The organism is Leeuwenhoekiella marinoflava DSM 3653, from assembly GCF_900129005.1.
In the GTDB taxonomy this organism is placed as follows: Bacteria; Bacteroidota; Bacteroidia; order Flavobacteriales; family Flavobacteriaceae; genus Leeuwenhoekiella; species Leeuwenhoekiella marinoflava.
In genome coordinates this window covers 270,401-283,683 of record NZ_FQUN01000005.1, presented here as the reverse complement: position 1 = coordinate 283,683, position 13,283 = coordinate 270,401, and the positions used below count along the sequence as shown (strand labels likewise).

Annotated in this window: 7 protein-coding genes; 6 read left to right on the top strand and 1 reads right to left on the bottom strand. The window is 39.5% G+C overall.

All coding sequences use genetic code 11. The features are described 5' to 3' along the window. Positions 1-26 precede the first annotated feature (26 nt). The 6 genes from BUB91_RS04820 (at position 27) to BUB91_RS04795 (ending at position 9,095) form a co-directional block, all read left to right on the top strand. Positions 27-2,195 (top strand): endo-1,4-beta-xylanase, encoded by a 2,169-nt coding sequence (locus BUB91_RS04820; RefSeq protein WP_073097660.1) that lies wholly within the window; start codon positions 27-29, stop codon positions 2,193-2,195. A gap of 262 nt (positions 2,196-2,457) precedes the next feature. Beyond that, positions 2,458-3,942, top strand: coding sequence for an MFS transporter (locus BUB91_RS04815; RefSeq protein WP_073097657.1), 1,485 nt, complete (start codon positions 2,458-2,460; stop codon positions 3,940-3,942). Between the two features lie 16 nt (positions 3,943-3,958). Beyond that, complete coding sequence (locus tag BUB91_RS04810; protein WP_073097655.1) at positions 3,959-5,098, top strand: endo-1,4-beta-xylanase; 1,140 nt, start codon at positions 3,959-3,961, stop codon at positions 5,096-5,098. Between the two features lie 2 nt (positions 5,099-5,100). Next, complete coding sequence (locus BUB91_RS04805; protein WP_073097653.1) at positions 5,101-6,684, top strand: glycoside hydrolase family 43 protein; 1,584 nt, start codon at positions 5,101-5,103, stop codon at positions 6,682-6,684. 56 nt (positions 6,685-6,740) lie between these two features. Then, a complete protein-coding gene (locus tag BUB91_RS04800) occupies positions 6,741-8,039 on the top strand; it encodes a family 43 glycosylhydrolase (protein WP_073097777.1) in 1,299 nt (432 codons plus the stop codon). Between the two features lie 87 nt (positions 8,040-8,126). Next, on the top strand, positions 8,127-9,095 hold the full coding sequence (locus BUB91_RS04795) for a glycoside hydrolase family 43 protein (RefSeq protein WP_073097650.1): 969 nt from the start codon (positions 8,127-8,129) through the stop codon (positions 9,093-9,095). A 71-nt stretch (positions 9,096-9,166) separates the two neighbouring features. Here the strand turns inward: BUB91_RS04795 and BUB91_RS04790 are convergent, their stop codons facing one another. Beyond that, the gene (locus tag BUB91_RS04790; protein WP_083557835.1) at positions 9,167-13,231 is read right to left on the bottom strand and encodes a hybrid sensor histidine kinase/response regulator transcription factor; all 4,065 of its coding nucleotides are present in this window, start codon (positions 13,229-13,231) and stop codon (positions 9,167-9,169) included. Positions 13,232-13,283 lie beyond the last annotated feature (52 nt).

The window sequence follows — 13,283 nt, the reverse complement described above, 5'->3', positions numbered from 1 at the left end:
TACCGTTTTTAATATCTAAAAAGACTATGAAAAATTTTTATTTAAAATATGCCCTTGGTGCAGGTTTAGCTTTTTTTGCGAGCTGTGCCGAAATGGATCCTTTAGACTATCAGGTAGAGAAGCCCCTGAGTATCGAGATGCAGGAAGAATTAAACAGTCTGGAAACACTTAAAACCTATGTATCTGACCCTTCATTCAAATTGGGAGCAGGAACCAGTATTGGTTCATACAATGATAAAGGCGGAGTTTTTATGCTGACTAACACCAATTTTCATGAAGCAACAGCCGGTTACGGTATGAAACACGGTGCGGTTGTGGGGGCTGACGGTGAACTCAATCTGACTGCTGTTACAGAGTTTATAGAAAATACCGAGGCCGAAGGTATTTCGGTTTACGGGCATACGCTTATGTGGCATGCAAATCAAAATGCCGAGTTTTTAAACAGTACAATAGCGCCTATAGTTATTCCGGCTACCGGTGGACCCGACTGGGATGTTATGGGTTCTAATGATTTTGAAACCGACGAAGCCTCTAATTATACAAAACCAAATGAAAATTCTATATTTTCTTTTACTGCCGATGGGGAAGGGGCTGAAGCTACCGGAAGGGCCTTAATGGTGACCAACGACCAGGTACAAACGAATGATTATGATTCGCAGCTCTTTTTTACTTTTTCCGAACCTACGGCTGTGGGTGATGTATACAGACTAACCATGCAAATAAAGGCAGATGATCCTGCTACAGTACCCACACAAGCTCAGACTACGCCGGGGAATTATAAGTATTTTGATTTCTTTGGGCAATTAAACTTTACGACAGACTGGACTTCGGTCAATGTAGAAATAACGATTAATGAAAATACGGCAGGCTGTAATACCATCGCCTTCAATCTGGGAGCTACAGCAACGACCTACTATTTTGACGCTATTGAAGTAGCACGACTGAATGAGTCAGGCGGCGGCGGCCCGGATTGGGAAGCTTTAGTGAATAAGACATTTGAACCAGATGATGATACTTCAAATTATCAAAGTAACGGACCTAATGCGGTATTCTCATTTACAGCAGAGGGTACAGGTTTTGAAAATCAGGGTAGAGCACTTAAAATAACGAACGATGCTGTGCGGGATGAGGATTTTAATTCACAGCTTTTTGTTGTTTTTCCTAAAACTACTGAGGTAGGTTTAAAATACCGGTTGGAGATGGATATCAGAGCAGACGATCCCGCTACAATACCAACCCAAGCACATACCACACCCGGAGGGTATAAACATTATGATTTTTTTGGGGGTATAAATGCCACCACAGAGTGGAAACATATTGATGTACAGACTACTATAGGCGAAGCAACTTCAGGTTGTACCGCAATTGCTTTTAATCTGGGCAGTACGGCAACGAGCTATTATGTGGATAATCTTAAAGTAAGCTGGTTCAATGAAGAAGCCGGAGGAGAAACCATAATTGAAAAAACCCCAGAAGAAAAAAGAGACACGCTGAGCTTTCACCTGAATGAATGGATAAGCGGTATTATGGAAGTTTCTAAGTCCAATACGCACGCCTGGGATGTTGTTAATGAACCTATGGATGATGGTAAGCCTTACGAGTTGAAAACGGCAGTAGGCAGATCAGAAATTGCACCTGATGAATTTTTCTGGCAGGATTATTTAGGTAAAGACTATGGTGTACTGGCTTTTAAACTGGCTGAAACTTATGGCAATGCTGATGACGTGTTGTTTATAAATGACTATAACCTGGAGTATAATCTGGATAAGTGTAAAGGGATTATTGCCTATGCAGAATATATTGAGGATAACGGAGGGCGTGTAGACGGTATTGGTACGCAGATGCATATCAATATTGATTCCGATAAAGCTAAAATCACCGAAATGTTTGAGTTGCTTGCTGCTACAGGTAAGATGATAAAAATATCGGAATTGGATATTGGGGTAGGGGTTAAAACTTCAGAAGCCACCGAAGAGCTCTATATGGAGCAAGCAGCGATGTACCAGTTTGTCCTTCAGGAATATTTTTCTATTATCCCTAAAGAACAGCAATATGGAGTTACCATCTGGAGTCCTACAGACAGTCCTGAGAATTCTTCCTGGAGAGCAGGGGAGCCTATAGGTTTATGGACACAGGGCTTATCACGTAAACCTGCTTATAAAGGTGTTGTTGAAGGCTTGTCTGCACAGAATTAAAGTGGTTGACTTCTATGTCTATAAATCAGCTAACCCAATGTGCCCTAAAAGTCACATTGGGTTTAGTTTTTTCAAACAACGCAACCGGTTAACCTAAAAATGAATATAATGCCTTGTAAATTGTGTAAAATACATTTATTTAATATAGCAAAAATAAAGGCTTTTTACTATGTTTGAGATTTCTTTAAAAGTTACGCAACCGATTTCCAAAAAAAAAATTACAGCGTATTCTTAATACCACTATTTAATATCAATACACTTCATGAAATCCACCCAAAATAATATTTCTGTACTAGAGAAAGTAGGCTATAGCTTAGGTGATCTTGCAGCCAATCTCATTTTTCAAACGCTGATGACCTTTTTAGCATTCTTTTATACAGATGTCTATAAGATTCCGCCTTCTGAAGCCTCTTTTATTATTTTTACCGGAGGTATGATCGGTGCTTTTTTTAATCCCGTAATGGGGGTGATTGCAGATCGTACAAAAACGCGCTGGGGTAAATTCAGACCGTGGATTTTGTTTACATCTGTTCCCTTTGGTATTGTAGCTATATTAGCCTTTAGCACTCCAGATTTTGATCTTACAGGAAAGGTTACTTATGCTTTAATAACTTATATCCTGCTGGTGGTTATTTACTCTGCCAATAACTTGCCCTATGCCTCTTTAAGTGGTGTGATGACGGGCAATATGTCTGAGCGTAATAGTATTTCTTCCTACCGGTTTGTTGCGGTTATGGTGGCGCAGTTTGTAGTGCAGGTACTGCTTTTACCCCTGGTGTTGATTTTAGGTGAAGGAGATAAGGTAGAAGGGTTTAAACAAACCATCTGGTTATTTGCCATAATAGGTATCATTTTCTTTATAATAACCTTTTTAACTACAAGAGAACGCGTACTGCCCCAGGCAGAGGGTGTTTCTTCAGTTAAACAGGATTTAAAGGATTTGGTTAAAAATAAGCCCTGGCGTGCAGTGCTGTTGATCACCATTTTTGTTTTTATCACCTTGTCTCTTAAAGGAGGGATGTATGTGTATTATTTCAATGATTTTGTAGATAATGCCAGCCTGAGCACGTTCTTAAATGACGTAGGATTTAACACCTTTATTGACGGTCTTAATAATGCCCTGATCAATATGGGATTTGTAGGATTTACGTGGCCTGACGACCCGGCAACTTCAGGATTCAGTTTATTTAATGCAGGTGGAATCATTATGATGATGATAGGGATAGGGTTTTCTAAAACTCTGGCTGACCGTTTTGGAAAACGTGATGTTTTTGGCGCCAGCCTTTTCCTTTCGGCTGTTTGTCTTTTTCTATTCTATTTCTTTGATAACGATGCTATAGCATTAATATTTATTACCCAATTAGTACACGGCTTTTTCTATGGTATTTCTACTCCATTGCTGTGGGCGATGATTGCTGATGTAGCAGATTATTCAGAACTCATTAATTTTAGAAGAGCAACCGCTATCATTTTTTCTGCGATGATTTTTGGGTTAAAAGCCGGTCTCAGTATTGGCGGAGCCCTGGTTGCAGGTCTGTTAGCCTGGTATGGTTATAATGAACAGGAAGTTCTTCAGGATGCACTTACCATCACCGGCATCAAATTATCTGTAAGTATTTTTCCTGCTGTGACCTTTTTTATTAGTGTGGCATGTCTTCTTTTTTATAAAATTAATAAAACCCGCGAGCTTGAAATTCAGGATGAGCTGGCTAATCGACGCAGCCCTTCTCCTATAAAACGATTGTAATATTTAAAACTAATCAATGAAATCTTTAACCTACTTAGTATTAGCAGCATTAATTGTGATTTCCTGCAAAACGAAAACCACTTCGGAGACATCAGATACCGATGCTGAATCATTAACTTTAAAAGAAGCCTTACAGGATAAATTCTTAATAGGAACAGCATTAAACATTCGTCAGATTCAAGGCTATAACCCTGAAGAGATGGAGGTGGTAAAGGGTAATTTTAATTCTATAGTTGCAGAGAATTGTATGAAAAGCGAGCGTCTGGTTCCCACTCAGGGAAACTATGATTTTTCTGCTGCAGATAAATTTGTTGCCTTTGGTGAAGAACATGATATGGTCATCCATGGCCATACCTTAATCTGGCATTCTCAGACCCCGCGTTGGTTCTTTAAAGACAGTCTGGGTAATGAGGTGACCCGGGAAGAACTTTTGTCCAGAATGCAAAACCATATCAATACCGTAATGACCCGATATAAAGGACGCATTAAAACCTGGGATGTTGTTAATGAAGCTGTACTGGATGACGGTTCGCTACGTAAGAGTAAGTTTTATGAAATTGTAGGTGCAGATTTTATAAAGAAGGCTTTTGAGTTTGCGCATCAGGCAGATCCTGAAGCAGAGCTCTATTACAATGATTATTCTACATCTGTACCTGAGAAAAGAGAAGGTATTGTGAAGCTGGTTAAAAGCTTGCAGGAGCAAGGGGTAAAGATTCATGGAGTAGGTATGCAAGGCCACATTGGTCTGGATTATCCTGAAATTGAAGAATTTGAAAAAAGTATTGTTGCTTTTTCTGATTTAGGCGTAAAAGTTTCGGTAACAGAGTTTGATATTACGGTGTTGCCCTCTCCCTGGAACAATCAGGGAGCAGAGGTGTCTGCAAATTTTGAGTATAAAAAAGAAATGAACCCTTATGCCGATAAGTTACCCGACTCCGTGAATACTGCTTTTAATGCCAGATGTCTCGATTTCTTCAAGTTGTTTTTAAAACATGAAGATAAGTTGGATAAAATAACCTTATGGGGTGTAAATGATGGCAATTCCTGGAGAAATGGATGGCCTATAGCAGGGCGTACCGATTATCCGCTTCTTTTTGACCGTGACAATAAACCGAAAGAAGTGGTAGAAGCTATAATACAAGCCGCAAAAGAATAAAAATGATAAGCAGTTATATTAAAATAATTCTCCTACTCCTTAGCACGATTGTAGTTTCTGTGAAGGGGAACGCTCAGGATCAGGCCAAAAACCCTGTAATTCATGCAGATGTACCAGATATGTCCATCATTCGTGTAGACAGCACGTATTACATGAGCAGTACAACGATGCATATGAGTCCCGGGCTGCCGGTTATGAAATCTGTAGATCTTGTGAACTGGGAGCTTATCAATTATGCATACGACCGTCTGGTTGATAATGATGCAATGAACTTAGAGAATGGTAAGCATACATATGGTCGTGGCTCTTGGGCAAGTTCGCTGCGATTTCATAAGGGAATGTACTACGTATCTACGTTCTCGGCTACCTCGGGAAAAACACATATATATACCACTACCAGCCTTGAAAAGGGACCTTGGGAAGTACACGAATTTGAACCTGCTTATCATGACCATACCTTATTTTTTGAGAATGATAAGGTGTATATGATCTGGGGAGCAGGAACGCTGAGTATTGCAGAATTAAAAGAAGATCTGTCTGGCATTAAAGCGGAAACTAAACAGGTGCTTATAGAGAATGCCACAGCGCCCATAGGGAGTGCTATTATTCTTCCGGCAGAAGGTTCTCAGCTTTTTAAGCATAACAATAAATACTACTTATTTAATATTGCCTGGCCTAAGGGTGGGATGCGAACGGTGATTATACATCGTGCAGATCACATTACCGGTCCCTACACGGGGAGAGTAGCTTTTCAGGATGAAGGGGTGGCTCAGGGGGGACTTATAGACACCCTCGGGGGAAAATGGTTTGCTTACTTATTTCAGGACAGTGGCGCAGTAGGAAGAATCCCGTATTTAGTTCCTGTAAAATGGGAAAATGACTGGCCCGTGCTAGGTGTAGATGGTAAGGTTCCTGCTACCTTAAAGCTTCCGGAGAGTAAAGGGCTTATTCCGGGTATTGTAAACGCTGACGATTTTGAACGAAGCCCCGGTGAAAATACATTACCACTGGTTTGGCAATGGAATCATAATCCTGATAATTCATTATGGTCTTTAACCGAAAGACCCGGGTTTTTAAGATTAACAACGGGAAGAACAGATACCTCATTTGTTCAGGCTAAAAATACCCTTACGCAACGTGCCATTGGCCCGGTATCCTCCGGATCTGTGAAAATCGATATTGCTAACATGAAAAACGGGGACCTTGCAGGTTTGGCAATGCTTCAGAAGAAGTACGGCCTGATCGGGGTTTCCAATAAAGGAAATCAAAAATGGGTATTTATGAGTAAAAATGAGGAAGACGGAGGGATTCAGGATCAAATTCCGCTAGATCAGGACCAGATTTACTTTAAAATCGATTGTGATTTTAGAGAGCGTACTGATAAAGCAGACTTCTTTTACAGCTTAGATGGAATCAGCTGGAAAAAACTGGGAGAAACCCTGCAAATGCAGTATACCTTGCCTCATTTTATGGGGTATCGATTTGGCTTATTCAATTATGCCACAAAAGAAAAAGGAGGATGGGTTGATTTTGATTACTTCAAGATTGAAGACAACATTAGTACGTCTGAAGGAGGTGCCAAATGAGGATTTTTTTGGTAAATAGAACTTCAGGTACTCTTAATGGTTTATGCCGTTATTATATGGGCACGATACTGTTTTTGCTCTTAAACAATGTCCTTTTTGCTCAAAATCCTTTAATACAGGATCAGTTTACAGCAGATCCTACGGCACGCGTTTTTGATGATACGGTGTACATCTATCCTTCTCACGACATTATGTGTACCGAGGATAAGGGAAAGCCCGGATGGTTTTGTATGGAAGATTACCACGTTTTTTCATCGAAGAATCTTACAGCGTGGAAAGATCACGGGGTTATTCTTACGCAAAAGGATGTGTCCTGGACCGACCCGCAAGCATATAGTATGTGGGCTCCGGATTGTATTGAAAAGGAGGGCTTGTATTACTTTTATTTTCCTACTAAAAGTAAGGAGAGTGGTGCATTTAAAATTGGGGTAGCTGTTGGTAAAAGTCCGGTAGGGCCTTTTATTTCGGAGAAAAATCCGATTGAAAATGTGGATGGCATAGATCCCAATGTATTTATGGATACCGATGGTCAGGCATACTTGTACTGGTCGGGCAAAAATATTTACTTAGCAAAACTCAAACCGAATTTAAAAGAACTGGCTTCAGAGCCTGTAGTTATAGCGAATCTGCCTGAAGAAGGGCATATGGAGGGTCCTTTTATGTTTGAACGTAACGGGAACTATTACTTAACATACCCCCACGTAGAGGATAAAACAGAACGTCTGGAATATGCAATGGGTGATAATCCTATGGGGCCCTTTCAGGTTACCGGAGTACTAATGGATGAAAGTGCTACGGGCTGCTGGACGAACCATCATTCTATTGTCGCTTTTAAAAAGCAGTGGTATTTATTTTACCATCATAACGATCTGTCACCAGATTTTGATAAAAACAGATCCATAAGAGCCGACAGTCTCACCTTTAATCCTGACGGCAGCATTCAAAAAGTCGTACCCACGCTTAGGGGTATTGGGATTAGCGCTGCTGCAGATAAAATAGAAATTGACCGGTATACTAAAAAAAGCAAACACGCATTAGTACGATTTAATGATCCTCAGGAACCTTTTAAGGGATGGAATATTGCTTTAGAGCAAGAAGATTGGGTACACTACAATAGCGTTCAGTTTGATGAAAAGTATAGTAAAATTATCCTGTATGCACGTGCTGAAAAAGCATCTGTTCTTTCCATTACAGATGCTGTTCTAAAAAGTACTATTGCAGAAATACAGATAGCCCCGGGTGATGGCTGGGAGCGCTACGAGATTGCTATTGCCCCTGTAAATACGGGCAGGTATGACTTAGTGTTCTCCCTGAAAAAAGGGAAAATAGCAATTGACTGGGTACAGTTTAAGTGAGGTATTTGTGTGAAGAACTACCATCTCCAGAACCGAAAATGGTTGAATAAAAAAATTAATTATAATTCAAAATAAACACTAAGAAGTATGACTGAACCACGTTATTTAGTAGATGATGGCTATATGGCAGACCCTTCTGCTCACGTTTTTAATGGTAAAATCTATATTTATCCATCCCATGATATAGAATCTGGCATCCCAGAGAATGATAATGGAGATCACTTTGATATGCGGGATTACCACGTTTTTTCAATGGAACGTATAGACGGGGAAGTTAGCGATCACGGAGTAGCCCTGGACGTCAAAGATATACCCTGGGCAGGCCGGCAACTTTGGGATTGTGATATAGCGCATAAGAATGGAACGTATTACCTCTATTTTCCCCTCAAGGATAAGACTGATATATTTAGGATAGGAGTTGCCATAAGTGATAAACCAGAAGGTCCTTTTAAGCCCTTAGAAGCCCCTATGAAAGGGAGTTTCTCTATTGATCCCTGCATTTTTCAGGATGACGACAATGCCTACTATATGTATTTTGGAGGTTTATGGGGCGGGCAATTACAGCGTTACCGTAACGGCAAAGCAATAGAATGTGGTGCCGAGCCAGCAGATTCTGAACCGGCGCTACCTGCACGTATCGCACGATTATCTGAAAATATGCTTGAATTTGCAGAAGAGTCTAAACCTATTGTAATTCTTGACGCGGATGGAACTCCTTTAACAGCGGGAGATCACGATCGTAGATTCTTTGAAGCATCCTGGGTACATAAGTATAAAGGGACTTATTATTTTTCATACAGCACTGGGAATACGCATAAATTATGTTATGCCACAGGTGACAATCCTTACGGGCCGTTTACCTATAAAGGAGTGCTGTTAACTCCGGTAGTAGGTTGGACCACACATCATTCCATTTTAGAATTTGAAGATAAATGGTATTTATTTTACCACGACAGCAATCCCTCCGGAGGAAAGACCTGGTTGCGGAGTATGAAAGTTGCAGAACTGGAGTATGAACCTGACGGGGCTATTAAGACCAGAGACGGTAACGCATAACTTAGCGTGCGCTATGCGAAAAGGAGGCTTAAGGTCTCCTTTTTTTATATAAAAATGTTTAGAGCATTCGACTATTCTTCTTTTTTTAAGTGCTTTTCCTGATACTTTTTTGGTGGAGTTCCATACAAACTTTTGAAATTCGTAGAGAAGGTAGACAGGTTAGAAAAACCTACGGCATAGGCTACTTCGGCCACACTTATTTGTTTGGAAACCAGCAGATCGGCGGCTTGCTTTAAGCGTATGTTTTTTATGAGGTCACTAGCGGCCTGATTGGTAAGCTCTTTGAGCTTTCTATATAAATGAACACGGCTTATACCTACTGCCTGAGCGATCATCTCGACATTAAGATCAGAATTGTTGAGATTTTTATTGATGAATTCAATCACCTTTTCCAGTAAAATTTCATCAGAAGACTTTAATTCAACCGGTTTTACCCGTTCTTCCTGGGACTGACTTCCATCATAATTGTTTTTAAGTAATTTTCTGTTTTGAATGAGATTAGAGGCTGTTTTTTGTAAAATTGAAATATCAAAGGGTTTTGGAATATAGGCATCGGCTCCAAGGGTGAGACTCTCCAGATTGCGCTCCTGACTCGATTTTGCGGTTAATAGAATTACAGGAATATGATTGATATTTATATTTTTTTTGATGGCATGACACAATTCAAATCCGTCCATTTCGGGCATCATAATATCACTGATTACAAGCTGAGGTCGCTCGCTTAAGATGAGAGATAACGCCTCTTTTCCGTTAGGTGCAGTGAGAATGTTGAATGTTGTAGCGAGTTCTTTTTGTAAATACCTGCGTATTTCAACATCATCATCAACGATTACCACCTTACTTGCGCCATAGATGGTATCGTTTGAGATCTCCTCAGACAAAGGCTCTTTCTCAATCTGCTCCTTGTTTTCGGGGGTTTTCTTTAAATGTACCTGTTCAACCAGTTGCTCAGAAGGTAAGTGCTTATTTCCCAAAGGGATATGAATCATAAAACTACAGCCTTTATGAGTATCGTTATTTTTAGCGTAGATAGTCCCATAATGCAGTTGCGCTATAGACCGGGTAAGATGCAGGCCTATGCCGGTACCTTCAATGTGATGCGGGGTACCCTTGGCTTGGTAAAACCTGTCAAAAACCAAATGTTCCCGTCCTTGCTCAATACCTATCCCGTCATCAGTTACACGAATACAAAAGTAAGGCTGATCGTAGGAATCTCTTTTTTCTTCAAGAACGTCTAATTCGACGTGTACTAAACCTCCTTTACTCACAAATTTAATAGCATTGGCCACCAGATTTTGAACCACCTTGTCAAAATAATTAGGATCTATCCAGGCATACAGACGATCTTGTTCGTGTTTGAACTTAAAGTTTAATTCCTTGTCTTCAATTTGATCCTCAAACAGAGAACATATATTTTGTATATAGGATACCAGCTCGGTCTTTTCAAATTTCAGTTCCAGTTCACCACCGTCAATTTTACGCACATCCAGAAATTGACGGGTTAAGTTTAATATACGGTCTGTATTTCTATAAATGATCTTATAGGATTTTTGACGCAGGGGGTCACCATCAGCATGAATAAGCTTTCTTAGTGGATTAACGATGAGTGTAAGTGGTGTTTTTATATCGTGCGCGATATTGGTTAAAAACTGAAGCTTTGCCTCGTTTATCTGTTTTGATTTTGAATATTCACGCAGTCTTTCTTTACTAAGTTGTCTTTGTTTTAGCAGATAATACATAAAAGCAGCAAAGATCAAAAATGCGATTAAATAGATCACTTTTGCCGTAGAGGTTAAATACCATAAGGGATGTATAATGACGGTTAATTCTTTTATTTCTGAATATTTGTCAAAATCTTTAGCTCTTATTTTAAAGGTATACGTACCGGCTTCCAGATTATCAAATGCTACCGTATTGAGCCCGGGAATCAGATTAACCCATAAACCATTATTAACAGCATAGGAGTAGGATATTCGCTTGGGATTCACATATTCCAGAGACGAAAACTCAATGCTGAAGGAATTGTCTTTATAAGCAAGCTGTAAGGTGTTTGCCTGATACAGGGGTTTGTTTAGAATGGTAAATTTGCCCGAGGTCATTCCTTCACGAACGGGTTTATTCTGTAAGTACAGATCAGAAATAAATAGTTCGGGGCGTTGCTGCTCATTGGTGATTTCAGACGGGTTGAAATAAGTGACCCCATTCATTCCTCCAAAAAAAAGTTGGTTTTTATTGTAAAAGAAGGAGGCATTTTTGCTAAACTCATTTCCCTGCAGTCCATCATTAAAGAAATAGTTCAGGAAATTTTTCCGGGTAGGGTTGAATACAGAGATTCCCTGATTTGTACTGATCCAGAAATCCCCTTCTTTATCTTCTTCAATGGAGCAAATGGTATTACTGGGTAACCCGTCATCTATCGTATAGCGCTTAATTTCGTTTAATTCGGCATCTACTTCACTAAGCCCGTTCGCCGTGCCTACCCAGAGATTTTGAGAGCGGTCTTTATGCAGGGTGTAAACGATTTCGCCGTCAAATTTGCGCAAGCCATCCTCAAAAGCTTCAAATTGTTTGGATTTAATATTGAACCTACTCAGGCCGTCATAGGATCCTACGTAGAGCCGGTTATTGGATTTATCAAGTAATAAATTATTAATCCATTTATTATTGAAGAATTTGGGACCTTTAGGAAGGTCGTCTAACGAAATGTTATGAGATGTAATGGTATTGGTAGTCAGGTTGAGCTGAAAAAGTCCGGACCCCATAGATCCCAGCCAGAGGTTGTTAGCATCGTCTTCAACAATGCTATAAATGTTTTTTACAGGATTGGACTGCTCATCAACGAGGTTTTCTATAAACTGAGGTTTTAAGGTGTTGCGATCAATTTTTACTAAACCATTTAAATACGTGCCAATCCATATATTTTTGTTGTGATCTTCAACGATAGTAACGACCGTATTGAGGCGTCTTCCCAGATAATCCTGGTCTTTATAGTGTGTCACATTATTTTGGGAAGGAGAAATACGATATAAGCCATCCCCATCGGTGCCCACCCATAAAATCCCCTCAGAATCTTTATAAACAGCCATAACACAATTGGACCCTATAATATCCAGAGAAGCAGATTCATATCCTATATAGTTAAAATTGTTGAGTTTATTAGGAAGTAATACCACGCCTTTTTGATAAAGCCCAAGCCATATATTTTCTTCACTGTCCTGAATAATTGTATGAACTTTAGATTTGGAAAAATCAAAACTGGATACACTAAGTTGTTTGGGTACGAAAGAAAGACGCTCAGGATCAAAATGATATAAACCATTACCATCTGTACCTACTAAGAATTCTTTCTTATCGTTTATGAATAAAGAATGAATAGCAACGTTGTTAGTATTAGGAACAGCCTTAAAAGCACCCTCATCGGGAACGTATTGAAAAAGCCCTTTGGTATAGCTGCCTACATAAATAGTCCCCTTTGGATCCTCAACAATATCAGATAGGGTTGCTCTGATATTAGCATTTTCAAAATAAGAAGCAGTACGGTTTAGAAAGTCTCTAAAAAACAATCCGCTTTGGGGAGTAACAATCCAAAGATTCTGCTGCGAATCTTCATAAATTTTATCAATAAAGGAAGTTGGAACAAAATTGTCAAGAGGAGTAGCGGTATAATCATCTCCATTTTTATCCAGTCTGAAAATACCTCTTCCGGAGGTTCCTACTAATAATTCACCATTTGCGCGTTGGGTTATGGTGGTTACATGTGCATCGTAAGAGGTATTCTCTTCAGCAGAAAGAGGAATAGATTTAAAGGTATCTGTCCCGCTATCATACACCTGAAGACCATTAAAAAATCCGAAATACAGATTGTGATCACGATCTTCAAAAATAGTCTTTACATAATTGTTTAAAATAGAAGAGGGCTCCTTATTTTTATGTTTATAGGTTTCAAACTTAGCACCATCATATTTATTAAGCCCATCCTCGGTGGCGATCCATATAATACCATTATGATCCTGATGAATATCATTAATAAGGCTACTGGAAAGCTCAGCGTTTGCTGAAAAGAACCTTCCATTTTGAGCATAAAAACATAAAGGGCAAAGGAATAAGAAAAGAGATATAACAAGATTCTTTTTCAAAATGATAACTTTTATTCTAAAAATAGCTAAAATCTAATGATTTATAGCTGTA

What these genes read in the sequence shown, in the direction of transcription:
- BUB91_RS04820 (WP_073097660.1), top strand. Translation starts at nt 27, where the DNA reads ATGAAAAATTTTTATTTAAAATATGCCCTTGGTGCAGGTTTAGCTTTT.
- BUB91_RS04815 (WP_073097657.1), top strand. Translation starts at nt 2,458, where the DNA reads ATGAAATCCACCCAAAATAATATTTCTGTACTAGAGAAAGTAGGCTAT.
- BUB91_RS04810 (WP_073097655.1), top strand. Translation starts at nt 3,959, where the DNA reads ATGAAATCTTTAACCTACTTAGTATTAGCAGCATTAATTGTGATTTCC.
- BUB91_RS04805 (WP_073097653.1), top strand. Translation starts at nt 5,101, where the DNA reads ATGATAAGCAGTTATATTAAAATAATTCTCCTACTCCTTAGCACGATT.
- BUB91_RS04800 (WP_073097777.1), top strand. Translation starts at nt 6,741, where the DNA reads ATGGGCACGATACTGTTTTTGCTCTTAAACAATGTCCTTTTTGCTCAA.
- BUB91_RS04795 (WP_073097650.1), top strand. Translation starts at nt 8,127, where the DNA reads ATGACTGAACCACGTTATTTAGTAGATGATGGCTATATGGCAGACCCT.